The 20,797-nt window shown below is 53.6% G+C and carries 13 protein-coding genes and 1 pseudogene; 9 read left to right on the plus strand and 5 right to left on the minus strand.

Going from position 1 to position 20,797, the window contains the following annotated elements:
• Positions 1-169: 169 nt before the first annotated feature.
• Positions 170-1,432 (minus strand): replication initiation protein, encoded by a 1,263-nt coding sequence (locus ACR3FB_RS21110; protein WP_170380697.1) that lies wholly within the window; start codon positions 1,430-1,432, stop codon positions 170-172.
• A 580-nt stretch (positions 1,433-2,012) separates the two neighbouring features.
• Here ACR3FB_RS21110 and ACR3FB_RS21115 point away from each other — a divergent pair.
• From ACR3FB_RS21115 to ACR3FB_RS21150, 8 genes are all read left to right on the plus strand, one after another.
• Positions 2,013-3,398 (plus strand): AAA family ATPase, encoded by a 1,386-nt coding sequence (locus ACR3FB_RS21115; protein WP_170380699.1) that lies wholly within the window; start codon positions 2,013-2,015, stop codon positions 3,396-3,398.
• On the plus strand, positions 3,391-4,515 hold the full coding sequence (locus ACR3FB_RS21120; RefSeq protein WP_480565123.1) for a ParB/RepB/Spo0J family partition protein: 1,125 nt from the start codon (positions 3,391-3,393) through the stop codon (positions 4,513-4,515). Before ACR3FB_RS21115 ends, ACR3FB_RS21120 begins: the two co-directional genes overlap by 8 nt.
• Positions 4,516-5,268: 753 nt before the next feature.
• Positions 5,269-6,279: a UDP-glucose 4-epimerase GalE gene (gene galE / locus ACR3FB_RS21125; protein WP_480565126.1), complete on the plus strand. Its 1,011-nt coding sequence runs from the start codon at positions 5,269-5,271 to the stop codon at positions 6,277-6,279.
• Positions 6,280-6,769: 490 nt separating this feature from the next.
• Complete coding sequence (locus ACR3FB_RS21130; protein ID WP_480565129.1) at positions 6,770-8,239, plus strand: tyrosinase family protein; 1,470 nt, start codon at positions 6,770-6,772, stop codon at positions 8,237-8,239.
• A gap of 6 nt (positions 8,240-8,245) precedes the next feature.
• On the plus strand, positions 8,246-8,656 hold the full coding sequence (locus ACR3FB_RS21135; protein ID WP_480566880.1) for a hypothetical protein: 411 nt from the start codon (positions 8,246-8,248) through the stop codon (positions 8,654-8,656).
• A 162-nt stretch (positions 8,657-8,818) separates the two neighbouring features.
• A complete protein-coding gene (locus tag ACR3FB_RS21140) occupies positions 8,819-10,048 on the plus strand; it encodes a matrixin family metalloprotease (RefSeq protein ID WP_480565135.1) in 1,230 nt (409 codons plus the stop codon).
• An 11-nt stretch (positions 10,049-10,059) separates the two neighbouring features.
• A complete protein-coding gene (locus ACR3FB_RS21145) occupies positions 10,060-12,216 on the plus strand; it encodes a S8 family peptidase (protein WP_480565138.1) in 2,157 nt (718 codons plus the stop codon).
• Complete coding sequence (locus tag ACR3FB_RS21150) at positions 12,213-13,373, plus strand: trypsin-like serine peptidase (RefSeq protein ID WP_480565141.1); 1,161 nt, start codon at positions 12,213-12,215, stop codon at positions 13,371-13,373. The genes ACR3FB_RS21145 and ACR3FB_RS21150 overlap by 4 nt, the downstream gene beginning before the upstream one ends.
• Positions 13,374-13,376: 3 nt before the next feature.
• On the opposite strand, the gene ACR3FB_RS21155 is transcribed toward ACR3FB_RS21150, so the two are convergent.
• Positions 13,377-15,074 (minus strand): di-heme-cytochrome C peroxidase, encoded by a 1,698-nt coding sequence (locus ACR3FB_RS21155; RefSeq protein ID WP_480565144.1) that lies wholly within the window; start codon positions 15,072-15,074, stop codon positions 13,377-13,379.
• Between the two features lie 232 nt (positions 15,075-15,306).
• Complete coding sequence (locus tag ACR3FB_RS21160) at positions 15,307-17,166, minus strand: amidohydrolase family protein (protein WP_425084706.1); 1,860 nt, start codon at positions 17,164-17,166, stop codon at positions 15,307-15,309.
• A 634-nt stretch (positions 17,167-17,800) separates the two neighbouring features.
• Between ACR3FB_RS21160 and ACR3FB_RS21165 the strand changes: the two are divergent.
• A pseudogene (locus ACR3FB_RS21165) lies at positions 17,801-18,033 on the plus strand (ATP-binding protein); the annotation flags it as partial.
• Positions 18,034-18,374: 341 nt separating this feature from the next.
• On the opposite strand, the gene ACR3FB_RS21170 reads toward ACR3FB_RS21165, so the two are convergent.
• Complete coding sequence (locus ACR3FB_RS21170; protein ID WP_480565146.1) at positions 18,375-19,736, minus strand: hypothetical protein; 1,362 nt, start codon at positions 19,734-19,736, stop codon at positions 18,375-18,377.
• Between the two features lie 70 nt (positions 19,737-19,806).
• Positions 19,807-20,406, minus strand: coding sequence for a polysaccharide biosynthesis/export family protein (locus ACR3FB_RS21175; RefSeq protein WP_425084704.1), 600 nt, complete (start codon positions 20,404-20,406; stop codon positions 19,807-19,809).
• Positions 20,407-20,797: the final 391 nt, after the last annotated feature.

Below are 20,797 nucleotides of genomic sequence, written 5' to 3' on the forward strand. Positions count from 1 at the left end.
CATTCGCGTCAGTGACAACAACACCAGAAGGAAGCGAGGTGGTACTCATGATCTGCAAAGTTGAATTCACGCCCAGATACTTTCACTTCCGTTAGTTTACAGTACTGAAGGCATGAGCCGCGAGTTCGGCGTCAGCTTTTCTTTCAGTCAGGAACTTCACGACAGCGCGTCAAACGGCGAACGCTTCTGGCTCCAAGTCTTCCCAAAACTCGAAGATAGCTGTGGCGTTCAAGCCCGAGCGCCAGCCATGAGATCGAAAATGCTCTCGGTCGAGATCATTGTCCAAACCCGCTAAGAACAACCGCTTGTCTGCATCTCGCTGTGTAGGGTTTCGCCGCGAAACCAGGTCTTCAACGATGGCTAGCTTGCGCGCCCTTGCCTGCCTTTCGGCTGTTCGGACAGCATATGCCTTTTCTTCTGAGGCTTTTTCCGCGACCCGCTTACGCGCAGCTTCGATGGCTTCGGGGCTAGGCTCAGGTGTTGGAATTTCCTTCGGGTCTTCGTAGTCATCCCGCAGAGCAGCGGATAAATATCCGACAGTGGATTTTACACCGCCCTGCCCTTTTACGTAATCGAGCTTCTTCTGGACATAGTCCTCGCCGTGCTCCGCGATCCATTGCCGCGCCAAGCGGTCAGACACACCCTGCTTCCTCAGAGTTTTGTACACGGCGAGATTGCGTACCCCATCACTATCGTCGATCTCAAACATCGCCTTTTGCGGATTGCCTTTGATCAGAAAACGAATGTCAGTGACGGTTCGACCCTTCTTTTGAAACTCGGGCTCGATCAAAATATCCGAGCTTTTGTTCACCTCCGTGACTGCTGGTTTGATGATCTTCGCGTTGAGATGTTTGAAACTGGCGTAGTAGTCGCTGCCATCAACACCCATCAGCTTTCGGAACACGTCCAGGGGCCACCAACCAGTCGACCCTGTCCGCACAAATCGGTAGCAGTTTTCATACAAAGCAAGCCCATGCCCTGAACTGAAATTTCGCTGTATCTGAACATTGATCAGCGCATAGATCTTCGGATCGTACAGTTTTTGCGCCAAGGCGGGTGAGTATGAATACTCGCAAACTCCCCCTTTCAGTTTGGCAAAACTCAGCAGGGATGAGACGCCCCATTCCTGACGCCCCTGCTCATCCAGCATGTCCCATTCCGCGACTGTTTCCGCCAACGCCCGCAGGCTGGCACGCAGAGTGTCAAAGTCGTTTGAATTGTACCCGACCATCATAGCAAGCGTCCGCGCATCAATCGTGTGGGTCTGCGCGGTCGTCAGTGCATCATAGGCGTTCATCAACAAAACATTAGAAAGCTTTCTTTGCAGCAGAGAAAGTTTGCCGCTGATATGTATCGCTGCGACATTCTTCTTAACAGTCTCTCGACGCAAAGCGCCCGAAAGCTGATCCATGTTCAATTGTGTATCCGGCATGATTCTGCCCGGCTGCTCATTTTGCAAAAGCCTGACACAAAAGGTACCTTTGCTTCAATAGTTTTTGGGTACCCAAACACAGGATGAAGGTAATCCCGTATTCGGGTACCTTAAGAATCACGCACGCAAGTTATCCACAGAAATTGAATCAATCCGAGTCCGATCCCGACTTCGCCCCCGGTCCTCAGCGAGAAATCACTTCGAAATAGTGTCTGTTTTCCGCGGATTTTCAGTATCCCGAGAATCAGTCCCCTACTTCCTGATCTTGGGCGCCTGGTGTCCTGTAAACGGATACCCATGATCCCGTAAAATGGTTCTTTTGGAACCGTATTTGGATACTCAAGTATATCTATTACATTGTTTTTATTACGTTCTTCCACGGTAAAGATTCTAAAACATCTAAAAAAATAAAACGTTTTTTGTGCTAATTTCCTTTCATTGTGTTTAGTTTCGCCACGAAACCGCCTCTTGCTGTAATCAACTGTGGAAAAAACACCGGAAGAGGATAGTCATCTCCAATAATGTTCGCTACATTTCCCGATATACGTCGCAAAGACGAACATTTTCTGAGGCATCGACAGTGAGTAAAACCAACCAACCTCCCCTGCCCCCATATCTGAACCTCGATCCGGAAATCGCAGCGACGAAGTTGCCTAATCCTATCGGGACATCTCGATTCGCAAAAGCAGCGGCTTTCTGTGCGAAAGGACGCGAAGACCTTGCCCGTAGAGGCTATGCGCCGGATGGTGAAAAGCGACTGCGCCGATTTTCAATTTGGGAAATCACAAAATATCTGATTCCGGTTGCTCCGGCTCATCTGCGGCGTGTTTTAAAAGCGAACCCAGATTTGCCACAAGGCGAAGGTGAGGCGGGCTCTAAGTGGTTCACCCTTGAAGATGTACTAACGCTGCGCAAGCACTTTGCGGCGGAAGGTGTAAGCACCAAGGAATACCTGCCCTACCGACCCGAAGGCCTGCCAGCCAAGGTCGTGGCAGTAGCCAATTTCAAAGGAGGTGTCGGCAAGACATCCACTGCCGCGCATCTGGCCATGTCCGCAGCCCTGGATGGGTATAAGGTCTTGGTTATCGACCTTGATAGCCAAGGTTCGATGACATCAATACTCGGAGGCCAGGTTGCTGATGAGTGGCAAACGGTGTTTCCCCTGGTCGCCAAAGACTATGCGCGCGCGGTACAGGAGGAAAATCGCGTGCGCTCGGCTGCGGCGCAACCCGAAATTCCTCTGGATGAAACTCTGCAGGAAGCTTTGAAAACCACGCCTCAGGACGTGATTCAAAAAACGCATTGGCCCAATATCGACCTGATCGGGGCGCAGCTGAACCTGTATTGGGCCGAGTTCCAGATCCCCGTCTGGCGTATGGGCCTGAGAAGCTGGCCCTTGTGGGACGGTTTGACAAACTTCCTTCAGGATGAAGGCGTTTTGAATGACTATGACGTTGTCTTCCTGGATACGCCTCCTGCTCTTGGGTACCTAACGATCAATGCGCTGGCTGCGGCGGACATTTTGTTGGTGCCGCTTGGGGCTTCGTTCCTTGAATTCGATTCCACCGGTCGTTTCTTCGATATGCTCTATACGACGTTCGCCAGTATCGAAGATGGTGAGAACGCAGCGCAACGTGCGGCGGGTTTACCTGAACTGAAGTTCGAATGGGATGTAGTACGCGCGATCATCACACGGTTTGACGCGAGCCAGCAGACCGATATGGCCAATGTAATTCAGGCGTATTTCGGGGATTTCATGAATGCCTACAGGCAGGACTATACGGCGCTGGTCGGGCAGGCGGGTGAGCAAGTGAACGGCATTTACGAAGCGGATTATCGCGACTTCAACCGCGAGACATATGTGCGCGGACGTGAGACTTTCGACAGAACCTATGCCGAATTCAAAGAAGTTCTGATCGGATGCTGGTGGCGCGATGCGCAGATGGGAGGACAGGCAGATGGCTAAACGCAGAAGACTGATTGCACCAGATACAGAGGCGCTTGAACAGTTGGAGGCCGGTTTCGCCGCGAAACCCTCGCTCAGCCCGTTTGAGACCAACTCCGCCCCGCCACCCATCGCCCAAGTCGCGGCCGAAGCAGCATCGCTTGGGGGAATGGCAGCTGTTACAGACCGTGTTGCGCTGGCTCAGGATCAGGGCGACGCCGCGCGTTGGCGCGATGCGCAAGAGGCGGGGTTGGTGGCTCAGATGCTGCCACTTGACCAGATCGACGCCGATTTCATTCGGCGAGACCGAATGGTCGAAGACGAAGAAGCCATGGCTGAGCTTCTGGAATCTCTTCGCCTCAATGGGCTGAGAACACCGATCGAAGTCACTCCCGAAGGAGACGGATTCGGTCTGATTTCCGGATTTCGGCGGCTTGAAGCGTTCCGACGGCTGTCGGGCACGGATCCTCGGTTCGCCGAAATCCCAGCTTTTGTTCGCAACGCGGGGGCGGGGCAAGGGGCCTATGTCTCCATGGTCGAAGAGAACGAGCTGCGCGCCAATCTCACGCCGTATGAGAGAGGACGCATAGCCGTACTGGCGGCAGGGCAGGGGGTTTTCCCGTCGACTGAAGCGGCTGTTGATGTGCTGTTCGCCGCTGCGTCAAAAGCAAAGCGTTCAAAGGTCCGAAGCTTTGCAATGGTCCATGAAAGCCTAGGCGATCTTCTCCAGCACCCGGTCGCCTTGTCAGAGAAGGCGGGCCTAAAGCTGGCATCGGCCATTCGAAGCGGGGCGCAAGCGGTACTTCGCGACGCTTTGGCAGGAATAGGTCCACTGGATGCTAAGGCCGAATGGGGTATCCTTGAAAAAGCAATGAGTGACTCGTCGGATGCGTCTCAGAGCAAAAGCCGAGGTGGTCGCCCGACAGAAGTTCTACGCCTCCCAAAGAGACCATTGAAAGGTGGTGGAGAGGTTTTGGCAGAAGTCGCATCCGGTGAATTGCGGCTAAAAATCAAGGGGCGTGAACTGGCGCTGGCGGATGCGGAAGCCTTGGTGAACCAACTTTGTGAGCAATTTGAATATGCAATAGTTGAGGTGCAGGAGGCTAGTAGAGAGGAGGGCAGAAAAGCAAATTTATAGAAGTGTGCAAAATACTAAAATAATGAGCACTGCATTCGGGATGGCTTTTTTGCGTTGGGCAGCCAGGCATTCTTGCAAACCTTTGCCTGTTAACGTTTCTTCCGCAAATTTCTTTCAGCAATGCGTGAATGGAATTGGCAAGGCAATTGTCCCGCCAGCTGGAGAAACTACTAGATCGAGAGGTTTGAACCCCAGAAAGGCCTGATCCGACGCCTCCCGCGCACGGGTCTTGAGGTGAGTTCGACAATACGGCCGTTACCAAGGAAAACGCCGATATCGTGGTGACATGGGCTTCGGGCAGCAACATTATCATCAATGATTTCGACCCGACCAGCGACCCGATTTTCATCGTCTGGATCGGTGCCGACGCGCTTGAGATCACTGAAGCGAGCGGTTAAGAGGTTTTAGCAATTCCCTCCAAAAACCAGACCATCATGCTAAGCGGCGTTTTACTGTACATGCTGGACGGGGCGGATATCCACGCGCAGGATGCCACCGCGCGGGATGAGCTGGCCAGTTTGATTAATAGCAACTTGGGCGGTCACGATGTGCCAGAAACCCTTTCTTATCAAATCGACCTAAACAGTCTCAGTGGCGCAGACGTCAGACAATAAACCTCTAGTGCGATGACAATGGACAAGTTGCCCGCTCCCAGCTCAAACCAATTTGTGGCGGATGCAAATACCTTAGTGTATGGACGTTTGGGGCTCAGGAACCGCTCTGGCAAAACAAAGCGACAAGGAAGCAGGTAGAATGCGTGTACTTTTGACTGGCGGCGCTGGGTATATCGGAAGCCATACTCTGCTAAAGCTACTGCAAGATCGCAGAAATGCCGCAATGGCATTGGATAACTTCTCCAACAGCTCTCCTGAAGCGTTGCGCCGAGTTCAAAAACTTAGCAACTCGAACTTTGAGACCCATGTCGGTGACTATCGCGAGCCCAATGTGCTTGACTCGGTCTTTGACTCATTTCGCCCCGATGCGGTCATTCACTTTGCAGGGCTGAAGGCGGTTGGTGAATCCAACGAGAAACCACTCCTCTACTACGACCAGAATGTTTCCGGCAGCATCGGCCTTCTTGATTGCATGCAGCGTTTCGGTTGCAAAAAAATTGTCTTCTCATCCTCAGCTACTGTTTATGGCGAGGCACAGTACCTCCCCTATGATGAAGATCATCCACTAAACCCCACCAACCCATATGGTCGTACAAAGTACTTTATTGAGGAAATCATACGCGACTGGGTTGCTTCACAATCAGACGCGAGCGCTGTTTTATTGCGTTACTTTAATCCGGTTGGAGCGGATGAGTCTGGCGAAATCGGGGAAGATCCGCGCACCATTCCCAACAATCTCCTGCCCTACATCTCTCAGGTTGCCGTTGGCCGCCTCAAGGAACTCAGCATTTTTGGGAACGACTATGAAACACGGGATGGCACGGGCGAACGTGATTACATCCATATCGATGATCTGGCGGCAGCCCATATTCAGGCAGTTAAGTTTGCTCTCGATAACCAAGGATGTGAAGCAATCAACGTCGGGACCGGAAAAGGCGTTACGGTTCTTGAAATGGTGAAAGCCTTCGAAGAAGCATCAAACAGAAAAATTCCCTTCAAAATCAAAGGAAAACGCGAAGGTGACGTGGCGCGCAGTTTTGCCAAAGTAACCAAAGCACAAAAATTGCTGGGATGGAGGGCTGAGAAAGGTCTAGTCGACGTTTGTAGAACAGCTTGGAACTGGCAAACGAAGAACCCATCAGGTTATTGAGCGATGATCCGGTCGAGCGTGTCGCACAAATCGTTTCCGGCGCGTGGCTGGTCCTTCGATTGGACTGCGGGGCGCTCGCAAAGTTGCAGTCCCCTTAACGAATAGCTGCATATCGGCCTTCCATTTCACACAATGACGTAAGCTGGCTCGGGCCACTGCCCAACTGACCCGACAAACCGTGCAATGAGAAAACCTTGGCCAGGTAACTGGTGCGTGTGGTATCATATCAATGAGTAACTGCCGGTTGCAGCCGATTGAGATTGATAAATCTTTGAGTTCGTCGGCGGCAAGAAACTAGTGGCCGCGTAATTTACGCGTTTTTCACAAGTAAGATCGGGGCTGACCCGTTCCGTCCAGACAGTTGAATTGTTCAAATTCTATCTCGTCAGGCACCGCCTCAGTCGGCGATCTACCCAATGCTATTTCAGAGCCGATGCGGCCGGAAAAAACGCGAGGGAAGAATAGAGAATTTTCAACGAGGAGATTGACCATGAAGCGCAGAGTTTTTCTAGCACGCACCACCGCCTATGGCGCGGTAGTTTTCTCGGGTACTTTGCCCGGCTTGCGGGCAGCGGCGCAGACCGGGACACCTTTACGGCGCAGCCTAGCCGATATGGATCTTGATGATCCCGACCTAGTTACCCTGCGCAGTTTCGTAACCATGATGAAGGACCCAACGCGGGACGGTCAAAATGTGAGTTGGGAAGGTTTTGCCAATATCCACGGAGATTTCACAGTGGGGTTCAACCTGTGTCCGCACGGGAACTGGTATTTCCTTCCATGGCATCGCAGTTACATCCGCATGTACGAACAGGCCGCTCGGGCATTGACCGGAAACACCGATTTCGCGATGCCCTATTGGGACTGGACTGCGAACCCCGGATTCCCGGCTGCCTTTGGTGACGCCGAATTTGATGGTCAGCCTAACCCGTTGTTCGTGGAAGGGCGGAATCTTGGTACCGGAGATGAACTGGGTGAGGATATCACCGGACAAGACGTTATGGACACGATCTATGGAAGCCAGACCTTCGAGGAATTCGGCTCATCTCGTCCGGCCGGCCAGGTCGATACCTCGCCAATGTGGATCATGATGAATGGAACGCAGGGCGAGTTGGAAAGTAACCCGCACAACAACGTGCATTGCATCGTGTTGGGGCCGTTCATGTGTTCTGGCGCTTCACCCCAGGACCCTATATTCCAAATGCATCACTGCAACATTGACCGAATCTGGGATCAATGGAACGCAAACGGCAATGCCAACAGCAGCGATCAACTTTGGCTGGACATGCCGTTTACAGACAATTTCTTTGATCCTGACGGCAACAGCTATACCGATACGGTCAATGAACTGCTTAAGGTGGTTCCACTGGGCTATACCTACGGGTTGGAGCCGCCACCTGTTGTCGATCCCATCGATCCGGGGCGGTACCTCTATCTTGCCAACCTCTATGGTGCACCGGGATCGGCAACCGGACTGGTACAGCGCGAGGTGCAGGAGGTTGAAGCCACAATTGACCCCGGCCAATCTGCCAACGTTCAGCTTAGTGCAAATGTGCAACGGCTCAACGCCGCGATCGACCCGAATGCAAGCAACGCTCTGACAGCAGCTGGCGCCCAAGAAAAGCGGGTCTACGCGTTTCTGCGAGGACTCCTGCCGACCAATGATGGCACACAATTGCGGGTCTTCGTGAATCTGCCAGAGGCCGGAGCCGATACGCAGGCCGTGGGCAACCCCAACTTCGTGACATCTGTTGGGTTCTTCGGGCCGACCAAGACCCATGATGGCATGGACATGAACAGATCGGTTGCCGTTGACCTGACCAGCGCATTGCGCCGACTTGACGCCGAAGGAGCGTTGTCCGGTGACAGTATTTCGGTGCAACTTGTTCCGGTGCCCCTGCAAGGCTCAGCCGAGGCGTCGGCTGTCTCGGTGCAAGAAGTGGAGCTTGCGATTGTCTGACCCTGAATGCGCCTGATGATTACTGCGATTGGATTGTTGCTTGCAGGAACCGCGCTTTGGCTCGCGCAAGGCGATAAAGCCGAGAAACTTCGGTTGGGGCCGGGTGACACGACCGAGATCTGTGTCCAAGCCCCGCCCGATCCATCAGCGCGGGCAGTTTTGGTTGTCGACACGTTTGATCCGCAAAGGTCTCAAAACGCAAATCTCTTGGTCGTCGCGCTAGAGAACCAAGTGCGCGCTCGAATAGGTTTCTTTCCCGCTACACCGTTCAACAGCCAGGCAGGAGACGCGTCGCGCAGGTTTTTTCTGCCCCGTCAGACTCCGGTTGAGGATCAGTATTGCTATGAAATCCGGTTTGATGCGGAAGACGGGACCGTATTGATTTCCGTGGAAACCTCCGGAGCATTGAGCAATTAACTTCCATTTTGCGCATCGGAAAGCGTAGGCAACCTGCAGTGGGGCTGAGGATTCATGGCAAAGGACGACTCAACCCAAGGTTTGTGATATACTGTAAAAAGAGGCCTGCACTATTATTATTCATCCAGGCAAGTCATCCTCTACTATTTGCGGAGGCTAAGTATGCGTGTATTTTTATATTCTGTTTTATCCTGCCTGATTGTTGGACCTGCCTATGCGCAAGCGGTTTCACCCGAAGAGGGCAGGGCCACCTCGGGTGAGTTGGCCGAAGAAGCGCGCCAGCAATTTGCAGGAATGAGTTTTGAAGAGTTCAAGGCCCAGATCCCGCATTTCGAGAATCTCAACTTGTGGGTCGTTAACGGCGATGTCCCGATCCGAGGGGAAAAGCGTCTGCGTGAATTTTTCGAAGCAAATGTTCTGGTCGTGCCACCAACAGGGGACCAAGTGCCAGAGCTTATCGTGGCGCAAGAAGGCGGGCTTGATCTGCTGTGGAGCAATGCGCAGAAACGGGCGCTGACCTACTGTGTAGATACAGGTTTCGGCCCCAACTATTCCGCGATGGTCGCGGAAATGGCAGGTGCTACAGCTGCTTGGGAAGCAGCGGCGGATATCGACTTCATTCACGTGGCTACCGAAGACAGTGCCTGTACGTCCTCGAACAACAATGTGCTGTTCGACGTGAGCCCGTTCGACTTCGGCGGTCAGTTTTTGGCCGTCGCCTTCTTCCCGAACGAGGTGAGGTCGGGACGCACAGTCGCAATGGATCCAAGCTCGTTTACGCTCGATCCCAACGGAGCACTGACGCTACGAGGCATTTTGCGACACGAGCTCGGTCATGTGTTGGGCTTCCGACACGAACATACCCGCCCCGATGCCGGAACCTGTTTCGAAGATCAGGACTGGCGCGAAGTTACAGACTACGACGCGTTGTCGGTTATGCATTACCCGCATTGCAACGGTCAGGGGGATTTCTCGCTGACGCTCACACATTCTGACATGAACGGGATTGCCTGCCTCTACGGACCCGCGCCTGGATTTGTCATCGACACCACGATTTGCACACCTGCCGTGCTGGGCGGGTCAGGTCAGCCTACGACGCTCACTGAGGGGCCGGTAACGGTTGCGCGACACGAAAGTGTCAGGTTTGGCCCATTTGACGTTGTGGGAGGGACACGCTTTGTCGTGCGCCAGTCGGGCGAAGGAGATCCCGATCTCTATCTTAAATTCGACGCGCTTGCGGCGCTCAGCGAGTTTGACTGTCGACCGTTCGCCGACGGGCCTGAAGAAGTTTGCGACGTTGATGTTCCGATGAATGCCAGCGTCGCATCCGTCATGGTGCATGGCTTTGCAGATGCCCGTTTCTCGCTGGACCTGAGTTTTGTTGCTCCTTGAGGAGGTAGAAAATGTTACGCGTTCTGATGATTGCTCTGGCCACTGCAGGAACGCCGGCACTAGCAGAAATCGTCACGGCTCGTCCTTTGGCAGAACTTGACTGGCGTTCGTCGCCAGGTGACGAAGTAAAAATAGCAGCCGAAATTTCGCTTCTTTATCAGACACTTTACAACACGGGCAACCTGGCCACACGTGAGGTTCCAAACCCCGAAGGGTTGTTTTTAGAACGTTTGATGCGGCAGGAAGGCGTGTTTTTTGGAGCGTACTTTCCGCAAAATCTGGACAACGTATTGTGCGATCTCAATACACATATCTGCAGCCGCGAACGCTATCCGGTCAGTGAAAAACAGCTACTCGACTTGTCAGCCCATGTAGGAGGTTTGGAAAGCTCTCCATCAAGGTGGCGGTTCAGGGGGCATCCGGATTTGAAAGTGCGTATTCCGGACTACGACTTCTCATCCTACACCTTGTTGACCAAAACCCAAGTGCCCTCGGACTGGGTGCCCACGCAATACACGCCGAGTCACATGGTGGATTGTTCAGTCTGGGAGACGGATTGCCAATCACTAGTCGAGCGATTGAATCCGCAACTCTATGGTAAGAAAACCCGATCAACATCACAGACAGTGGTCTTGCCGGTGGCAGGGCTTTCAGTTCAAGTTCCGTTGCGCCCAGAAGAGCAGTCGCGATATTATGATCTGCTCAGCAAAATGGGAGATGAGCAACCCAAGAATGAAACGGAATTCGCCGGACCCAGTGCAAAACAGTCCGGGTTGACACTTGAAAGCCATGCGCCTGACATTTCACGAACGGATTTGGCGATCCAATCGCTAGAACGCAACATCGTCAGCATCGGCGGAGCCAGCGATTTTGGTGTGCGAGATGAGCCGCTGTTTGATCAGCAGGTTGAACTGTTCCGTCTTATCCAGCATCCATTCGCCGAACAGGAGGAACTACCAGAAGAGTATCGCGGCAATGTCGGTATTCTGGTGCTGGATGCTGACGGCGCGGGGACCCACTGCGATCTAACATTGGACGCTCTACCAGAGGGGGCCAACACTTGTGGCGAGATTGAGGCTGCCCCACATCCAATCAGGGATCACAGTTTGCATGTGGTAGGCCTGATTTCCGCGCCTATGAACCAGCGTGGGATCGTCGGTCTCAATCCGGAAGCCAATGTTATTTTTGGGTCGATTAACCGCGAGTTCACTTCGCCCGCGGATATCCTGAATGTAATCCAACAACTACAGAGCAACGCATTCCAGGGCGTGCGCATCGCCAATATGAGCTGGGGTTTTGACCGAGAAGTTGGCAGCAGCGACTTTCTGCGCGACCAAATCGCCACGTTGGACAGTACTATGCTTGTGGTGGCAGCGGCCGGGAACGAAAACAAAGATGTCAGCGAAGACTGCCGGATTTTTCCGGCTTGCATGCATCAGCTCGACAACGTTCTTACGGTTGTTGGGCTTGACCGCGATCCAAGCAACCCTTCGCTTTGGCATCGGGATCAGACCAAAGGCTCAAATTACAACAGCGAGTTTCACATTGGTGCAATCGCCGACAACGTACTCAGCACCATTCCCGGCGACAGATTGGGCCGCATGTCCGGAACCTCCCAGGCTGCTCCCCAGGTAACGGCAGCCGCATCGCTTATTTTTTCGGCGGCTGAATTCCTTTACCCTGATCTGATCGAGCAAAAGCTTGCCCCCAAAATCGTCAAGGATCGGTTGATATACACCGCCGATCATTTCCTTGGCCTGCAGAGCAAGCTGAAATCCGGTCGCCTGAACGTAAGTCGGGCCATCAACGTTGTGGACACTCAGATCGTTGTCGAGCAAGAAAACGGGCCAGTATCCTACAAGGGCAGCCTCAAGGCGATTCCCGTTGATCATATCCAATGCCTACAAGCCAGCGGCGATGTCACGAAATACGCCTGGGGTTCGATCCGACGAATGATCTATGTGCCCAATCGCGACAGATACATCCTTTATGTAAACGACAATTATGTAGGCGATACTCTGGACAACAGGTATCAGCCACTCCGGCGGGTCGACGGCTGCAACCTGAATACTCTGAGTCATCAAGGGAAAATCAAGCCGCGTGGTGGAGATGAGATCGATTTCCGCTTGGGAGACGTCGTGGATTACACTTCGGCACTGTTAGAGTGAAACTGGCTGCCCTCAGTCTGGTGCTAACCTGTGGCGCCGCAGTGGCGCAGGAACAGGCAATTGAACCACATGTGGATGGCCGCGTACTTGATCTGTCTGTAAATGTCACCGGTGACGATTTTCGGGACAATGGTCCGATTTGGTGGCGCAGTGACTTCTCCAAAGTCGGTGCGAAATCGATACGGTTGTTTCTTCGCGTGGTCGAAGGCACAGAATTGCCGGCGGTAATCGAAGTGGAAGGCGAGAACGGCGTCGGACGGTCTTACGACATTGCCGACATCGGAACCGATGGGCGTTGGACCGGCATGTTCCCCGGCGGGCGGGTCGTCATCTCGTTGTTTTCGGACACACGGCCTGACGGTCTGTCATTGATGATTGAGGAAATGGCGATCGAGACAGAAACAGGCACGCTGTATTCGATCTGGGGCGGTGAGGATGAAACCGCGCATATCAATGACGCTGCCGTGCCGCAATCTATTCGCGACTTGGGCGCGCCGGTGGCCAAACTTTCCTTTTTCCTAGGTGGCAAACCACGCAGCTGTACCGGGACCCTTATCAACCGGGACCACCTTCTGACAAACCAGCACTGCGTGGCGGACGCCGCTACCTGCCGCAGCGCAATTGCGGTCTTCGGATACGAACGAACCGCTGATAACCGCCTTCGACTGGGTCAGCAATTCGACTGTGCCGAAGTGAAGGAAGTGCTGGTGAATTTTGAGCTCGACGCCAGCCTGATCCGGCTGGATGGAACTCCTGGCGACACGTTCGGCTTTTACAGCATCGATCCAGTGGCCACAGAAGCGGTGATATCCGAGGAACTGGCGATCATCCAGCATCCCGGTGGCAACGAAAAGCAGATTTCCTTCATCAACTGCACTGTGATGGCGCTACCGGTTGATGGTCGGGCAAACGAAACGGATTTCAGCCATACATGCGATACCGCAGGCGGTTCATCCGGCTCGCCCGTGTTCAATGCGAACGGAGTATTGGTCGGCCTGCATCACTATGGGTTCAACGATGGTCAGATTGAGGAATGGACCGAAAACCGCGCCGTGCGGATGAGGGGCATAACCGACTGGTTGCAGCAACAGGGCGTAATCCCCGCCCCTTCCGATGGCGAGACATCGGAAGGGACAAATTCAACGCCTGGCGACTAGGCGCTACAGCGACTTCAAGTATTCCAGCAGTGCGCGGCGATCATCATCAGTCAGATCGGTACCGTATTCATGGCCGCAATTGCTGTTTCCGCTGCCAAGATCGTTGCAATCGGTGGTTTGAAGCTCATAGTCGAATCGATCCTGCTCGACCGACAGACCCACTGCCTCAATATCGTAATTGGGGCCAATCTTGAACGACGCCCGCCGTTGGTCAGCCGGTTTCAGAAGATCATCCAGCGTGGCGACAGAGCCATTGTGCAGGTAAGGTGCGGCGGCCCAGATACCTTCGAGAACACGGGCCTCATAGGCGCAGCCTCCGGCGGTCAAAGCGTTAGGATTGTCCAGACGGAACGCGCCCTTTAGCTCATCCACGACGCCTGATGGCAACTCAGGTTCCGCCGTCAGTGCCACCGTCGACTGATCTCCGACGCTAAGGATATCTTGAATGATCGCGCCGATTACCGAAGCACTCAACAGATCGAAAGCGCTTGCGCGTGCGCCAAGGTCCACGCCGAGTACCGGAATTCGTGCCCCGTTCATTGCACCAGTATCCACGGTACGCGCCAGAATGCGACACTCGGCCGTATCGGTACCCACATCTTGAACCGGCGTCGCCCATGTCCACAGCCGGTCGCCGCGTTTTATCCCGTGACATTCCTTGCACCCTCCGTTTTCGGGGTCGCGGTCGAAAACCTCTTTGCCTTGTTCTGCAAGACCACGGTTCAACTCCCAAGGCCATTTGGGCGGGCCAATTTTCCAGATAAGATCTTCAAGCCGGCGCAGGCCGTCGAAATTGGCAGAATTAACCTTCACGTAGTTCCGATTAAGTCGAAATGCTCCAGATTGAACTTCGGGGTGAAAAATTCCAAACACGCCGTAAACTTCACCAAGATTACGCGCCAACCCCAGCAGGTCGGTTCCATTCTCGGCAAAACCAGGCCATTGAGTCCGATCCTGCCGCGCCGCGTTCCACAGAAACGGATAGCGAGTGGGCGCATCCGCGACAGCTATATTATCGGCGATGATATAATCTGGCGGCTCGCCCATATCCAAACCGGCAACGCGGTTGAAAATCATCGACACCGCGTCCAGCCGCGATGGACCCCAGGCCGGGTCCGGTAGCGACCGGCTTATGATCGTGTCAAACCTCAGGTGCCACAGCTCGGCAGCGACACGCAGTTCGGCCTTGGCAGTGTCTGTCGCGCCTGCGCCAAGAACTGCATCTGCAAAGGCGGTGAACGAGCTGTCATTTGCAAGCGCGGCGGCCATCGCTGCATTGAGGTCGGCAAGAAAGCTCTGGAAGTCGACGATCCCCGGCCCGCCATCGACACGGTAGGGGGTCCCGTTGACCTCGATTTGACGCGTGTGGCAGGCTGAGCATGTCATGCCAAGATGATCTGGCGATCCGGCGACTGTAAAGCCCACGGGAATGCGCGGATCGATCCCGTTGGGATTGGCAAGATAACCATAGCGAGCCAAGCCGTCGTGCAAGAAGGGTTCTCCGCTCGGAATAGTCAGCGCTTCGATCCAGGCCAGTGGAATTAGGCGCGATCCTTGATCCTGAGTATAGAATTTCTCTCGGCTTTCCGGTGTCCAGTCAGCTCCCTGGTCCAGAAAAACTGTTTGCGCATTGACAGGTAGCGACAAAGCGAGACAAGGCAGCGCGGTGCAGAGAAATTGTTTGAGCAGACTGAGTTTCATTTCAATTACTCCAATTTATTTCTGTAAAAAGGCGAAAATGTCTTAGCTCGGGAAACGTCGACCTGACCTGAGACTGCACGCGGGTCACACTCTAGCGTTCGGCGCTATGCGTGCGGCCCGGATCAAGACAGGAAGTGCAGACACCGAAAAATTGTCCTATCCTAGCACATTCTTCTGCTGATCTGGAAAATTCCAAAAAAAGGTGCCGTATCCGTCAACACCAACCGAATGGTCAGCGCTGTCCGAATGCGTCGCGGGCCAGTGCCGCCAGGTTCGAAGATGGTCGTATCAGCGAGATGACCGTCGCGTATTGTGGGGCATTTTTGAAGAATTGCGTCAGCCGATCATACTGTTTGCCCCGGCGGTCCAGCCCCAGATACCTCAATGCGTTGGACCCCAGAATTGCGACCTTTTCATCTTCACTCAGAATGGTTTTGCTCAATGCAATTCGCACATCGTCGTAATAGCTTGCATGTTGGTCCTCGCGGCCCAGCATCGTCCAGTCAGAGCCATACATCAGCCGGTGCTTCAGCTTACCTTCCTGCCGCAGAAGTGCATCCAGTAATCTTGTGACCGCCGTGGATCTGTCCCGGTTACTACCAGTCACGTCGGTCCAATAGCCCAGATCAACATAGAGATTTTCATGTTTCGCGATCAGTGCGGCAGCCTGCCGTTCGTAAGCCTCTGTTTCGGTCGGGCAACCGTCATCACCCTCGAACCTTTCCTCGTCAAACCCGCCGAAATGGGCAATGTTGATGCGAAGATTGCGCCAAGCCCAGGTCTCCAATACTGGGCGCCAGTTTGCAGCCGAGGCATTCTGCCCGGTGCAAGCATCCGCCCCCAACGAGTTGTTGCCATGCGTCTTGATCGGAACATCTTCGGCGGCGCACCAATCGTAAAGAGCACGCAATTCGGTATCGATCTCAGCGCCCTTGATACCAAGGTCTGTCATGGCTCGAGGCCTTCGTGCGCCTGGCTTGTCAAATTCTTCGTTGCCCAGTGGAAGAAATCCCATGGGTGGATAAAGCTTGACGCCCGCGAAACCCTGACTCTCGACGGCGTTCTGTATGGTCCCCAACCAGTTCGGGTTGCCGTTTCTCTTGTAATAAGCGGCCCGCAGTGGGCAAAAAGGAGCAAACGGCAGCAAAAGGGCACCGCGTTCCAGTTTCGACATTTTCGACAAAAGCGTGATCTGGTCAGTAATGTCGCGCCCAGTGAGATCGGCATCGCTGTCTTGCCCCGAACGCAACCAATATGTGAAATCAACAAGCGATGGAGAGAACAGTTTGATCCCGTTTGACCCAGTGGGATCGTTGGGATCAGCATTGACGCTTTGATGTGCGTAGAGGCGGATTAATTCACCAAGTATATCCACGCGACTGCGCGTCAGCAGCCCTGCCCAAAGCAGTGTCTGCGCCAAACTCTGATCCGGATTGGTGCGTTTTGAAAGCGTTTTGAAAGTGGGTGCTTCGCGGATGGTCTCGTCGCGATAGATCGCATCGGCCATCTGGCGCGCCTGTTCTCCTTCGCGCCCAGCCTCGCGAATGTTGCCAGCCAGTCCAACCGGGTTCACGGCGACATTCGTTTCCGCCGCCAACAGTGAAAACAACTCTTCATCACCGGTTTCGTCTGGCATTGTACCCGTGGTAGTAAACGCACCCAGTCGCCTGCGCCCGGCCGCATCCACTTTGTCCTCGAGTATGCGTAAGCCGGTTTCAACGGCGCTTCGGTCTTCTATCAACAGATCGCCGCCATCGCGCATCACTAGGCGTTCCAGCCCTTCGATGTCCTCAAGCTCCTGCGACGCAGTTGGTGTACGCTGCGCGGCCAACACGATGTCGACAATCAAACCAACCATCGATCGCACCACTGAGGGTCTCCCCGGGACTGGGGTTTCAGGGTCACGGAGCAACACCTGTTCCAGAAATCCGGGGATAGGTACGTCGGTGGCATTGAAAATGTGATTGTGGATATCCACCGGAACTGCGGGTAAGCCCTCGGCGCTGACATCACGATCGGGTCCGCGCCAGCCGCATCCGGACAACGCGACCGTTGCCAGACTACCTGCAAGCACGTTGCGTCGTGTCGTCACAATTGCGCCTCCTTAGACCTGTGGCGAAAATATTTAAGTCAAATCAATGAACAAAGCCTAGCCAAAATACTAACATATCAACCACTATCCTCTGAGAGATTCTGACGCAAAAATTTAGGTGGGTCAGGACCGCGTTGACCGAATAGCGCTAGGGCTGCATTTGCTCCTTTCTCCGGTTCGTTGTGCGACACGTTTATAGGTGGCATGACCGAGATGAGCCATGCGGTTGAGAATTTTGACAGCGATCTCAGTTTCGGTTGTCTTTGTCTCCAAATTGCGGCTGCGCAGCTCTGATCCGTTAACTTGTTTTTAGCGCCCGGTATGGGCCTCGCCGCGTGGCCGTTGGCCATAGCCGGCGGCCTTCTTCCAGTTCTACGACCTTTCTCGGCGATTATGTCGATATGGGCGTTGCGTGCGGCGTACCATCCAGACATCGTGCCCTCGGCAAACGAGACCGCACATCGCCACGAAGGCGGAGCGCCTCGTTGTATTCCGCCCGGTTCGTCGCGCGGGACTTTGCATTCGCCAACCTATCCTGCCGCGACGCGTTGAATTTGAAAGGCAGCCCAGCACCCCGCAGCCAATTCGAAGTATTGGTCACGTATAGGCAACGACTTGTGCAGCACGCTAGACCGAATTGCTGTTCGAGGTCATTAGCCAACGCTATGAACGTGGTTCGATAGTCATCACATCAATCCTGCCATTCGAGGAATGGACGGAAACTTTGGGAACTTAGGGCCAAACGGGGGCCATCCTCCATAGGCTCAATCACCATGCCATACTATTGAGATGAACGACGAAGGTTTCCGCCTGCGTGAAAGCCGCAAATCCAACTCAAAGAACCGGCCTACGGCCAGTGCAACCTAGTGCCCGTGAGATTCGTGAGGGGCATGGCCAAGGCGCGGCACGGCACAACCCCAATTGCCCCATATTTAACTGGCACATGTCTCCTTTTTTGTTCCTGGATTGACAACTATCGCTTCGTCAAACGTCGCATCCGGTACATTGGTGGGGTCAAATCGTTCAGATCCGCCGTACCAACTATGGATGGCTTTGAGGTCGCCAAATCGGTCTGAAAGCGGCAAATTCCAAATTGTTGCGATGTCTCGCTTTGGGTCTAGCGGTAGTGTGCGCCACACCAGTTACAAATTCTGCGCCTAGGTCTAGCGCCAGATTTTTAACCGAAACTCAGAAAGGAATTTGCCGACTTATGGGCGCCACGCAAAGTTGCGTCCAATCGCGAAAAAAGCAAGAGGGCTCTCGGCTCGCCCAAGCCCGTCTTCGTCACGGACTCTATAATTGATTCCGGTATTGATAATCCATTGAGACTCCAGTTCATAACTGTACACAGCATTTAAGTCCGTTCGCTGGGTGCGCGGGTCAACCGCCGTATCGTCGGTGAGGATATGCGTCGCTCCGAGCCCAAGGCGTGAAGACGGCCCAAGTCCGAAGATGTAGCCGACGTCCAAGATGTATTCGTCACGAAAAACGTCATCAGCTGTATTGACGACGTTGCGATCAAAGTACACTCGCACCTCATCCTCACCAAATTCTTGCATATAGGAAAGGCTGCCAATCGGTTCGGTTTTTCCATCGCCGGCAACAGCGACGCCCAAACTGGCGCTAAAGCTTCCATTTGCCACGTCGCGACTGCGCCCGACACGCACGCGGTTCAGTCGTCCAGCGGTGCCGACTTCGGATTCAGCCGTGAAAAAGACGTTGCCATTGGGCAAATCTCTTTCTGCATTGATGCTACCAATAATGCCACTTACCAGAATGTCGTCCGAGATTTCATTTCGTTCGTCGATATCCGTGTAGCCCAGTGTAACGCCAAATCGATTTGCTTCGTCAATTTCCTGTGAGAGTCCAAAAACTACCTCCCAAGTCCGTCGATCGGTTTCATCAGGATCGTCTTGGTCATACTGCTCGGCAAAAAAGTCCAGGCTAGCAGTGGTGCTGGGTGAAAGGAGAAAACCGATTCCAGCGTTAGCGCTGACGTTGGATTCATCGAATAGGTCGGGATTGGTCTGATCGATGTAATCCAGATTCGACGTATCAAATCGAAAAAAGTAACTTACCAAGTCCTGACGTCCGAAGTCCATTTGGAAGGAAAGCGCGTATTCTCTCCGTGTCCCGTCACCTGTCAGGTCGTCGAAATCCGAAGGGAGGTCAATGACACCGTCCTCATCGACAAAATCTCGTAAAGATCTCAAAAATCCAATATCATAGCTTGAGAAATCTAAACCAAGATTTAATCCAGAATTGGCACTTTCGCGGCCGTAGTCGAGATCAAATATCGAATCGCCGATGTCGAATTCGCTGCCCCGGTCCGGAAGGTCGGACCAACGTAGAGCGGTGACCGCGTCTAAACTGAAACTTTGGATCGGGGTTTCGCTAGATATGCCAAAGGACAAAAGGGTCGATAGGATTGTACCCTGTCCTTCTTCAGGTACATCCAGGCCAAGGTTTCGACCGGATTCAACCCGTTGGCCGATGCCTAATTCGTACTGCGTGCCGCCCGGGTCCAATTCAACAGATTGTGCAATAGCTCTATTGCTTGAAAGTGCCACGACACATGTGGCACCGACTAGCAGGGCATGTTGGACATGATTGCAGTTCAAGAGTCAGATACTTTCCGGTTTATTCGAACAGACGACGTTGCGGGATCACGATGACATCGCCATCCACCAGTCTTGTGGCCCCGCCGGTCCCTGTTCCGTCCAGCATCGCATCATAGTTGAACTGATACACCCTTTCCTGTCCCGAATTGTCAGTCCGACGGAGCATAACCCTCTTGGTCGCAGCAAAGGGAGAGAAGCCGCCCATTTCGCCAAAAAATTGCAAAAGGGTCGTACCTCGAACAGGTGAATGACGGCCGGGTGAGCCTGCCTCGCCAATTACATAAACGTTGATAGTTTCGTCAGGCAGTGGTGGTACCGGAACGTTAAGCGTGGCTAGTGAAACAAAGACATTTGGGGGTGAAGCGAAGTTTGGTGCCAGCCGGCCGGCCAATTCGGAGCGCACTTGTTCGGCCGTCCGACCACCAGCCCGCAAGCTACCAGCCAGTGGCAGGTTGATCTGTCCATCTGGAGCTACAAGGATGTCACGATTCAGAGTCTCGTCTTCCAACACTTCAATTCGCAATGTGTCCCCCGGTTGAAACCGGTATTCCTGTGCAATTGCTGGTATGGCCAGAAGGCTAATCAAGACCGAAGCAAGCAACGTGTAGATTGATTTCATATCCAAACTCTTTCATCCCTGCTGAAGGATACTGAATGTCGTAGCTGTAGAAACGAGTACCCTCTTTTGGCGGCACATTGCTGAAATTTCTTTATGACCACGATGATTTCTTACCGACTGTGTCGAAGTTACCCCGTTTTTTCAGGGCGACTCCACGTTCCGCCAGGGGTGCTGGTTTTAACGTTCCCGGCGGAGGGAATCTCTCGAACCACAACTTAATTTTTATCTCATCCTGCCGCATGACTCTATGCGTATTCTTACGTTTAGGGAGACCAAAAGTGCGATGATCGTCTGATCAATACTGGCTGTTTCGATGACAGGAGGCGCATTGAGTGTTGTTGCGATTATTTCCCGCGCTTCATTGGGAGCTGCCGTTGCCACCTACGCGGCC

It is taken from the genome of Ruegeria sp. AO1, from assembly GCF_056535985.1.

Coding starts and splice junctions, on each gene's coding strand:
- ACR3FB_RS21110 (WP_170380697.1), bottom strand. CDS start 1,432: ATGCCGGATACACAATTGAACATGGATCAGCTTTCGGGCGCTTTGCGT.
- ACR3FB_RS21120 (WP_480565123.1), top strand. CDS start 3,391: ATGGCTAAACGCAGAAGACTGATTGCACCAGATACAGAGGCGCTTGAA.
- galE (WP_480565126.1), top strand. CDS start 5,269: ATGCGTGTACTTTTGACTGGCGGCGCTGGGTATATCGGAAGCCATACT.
- ACR3FB_RS21130 (WP_480565129.1), top strand. CDS start 6,770: ATGAAGCGCAGAGTTTTTCTAGCACGCACCACCGCCTATGGCGCGGTA.
- ACR3FB_RS21135 (WP_480566880.1), top strand. CDS start 8,246: ATGCGCCTGATGATTACTGCGATTGGATTGTTGCTTGCAGGAACCGCG.
- ACR3FB_RS21140 (WP_480565135.1), top strand. CDS start 8,819: ATGCGTGTATTTTTATATTCTGTTTTATCCTGCCTGATTGTTGGACCT.
- ACR3FB_RS21145 (WP_480565138.1), top strand. CDS start 10,060: ATGTTACGCGTTCTGATGATTGCTCTGGCCACTGCAGGAACGCCGGCA.
- ACR3FB_RS21155 (WP_480565144.1), bottom strand. CDS start 15,074: ATGAAACTCAGTCTGCTCAAACAATTTCTCTGCACCGCGCTGCCTTGT.
- ACR3FB_RS21175 (WP_425084704.1), bottom strand. CDS start 20,406: ATGAAATCAATCTACACGTTGCTTGCTTCGGTCTTGATTAGCCTTCTG.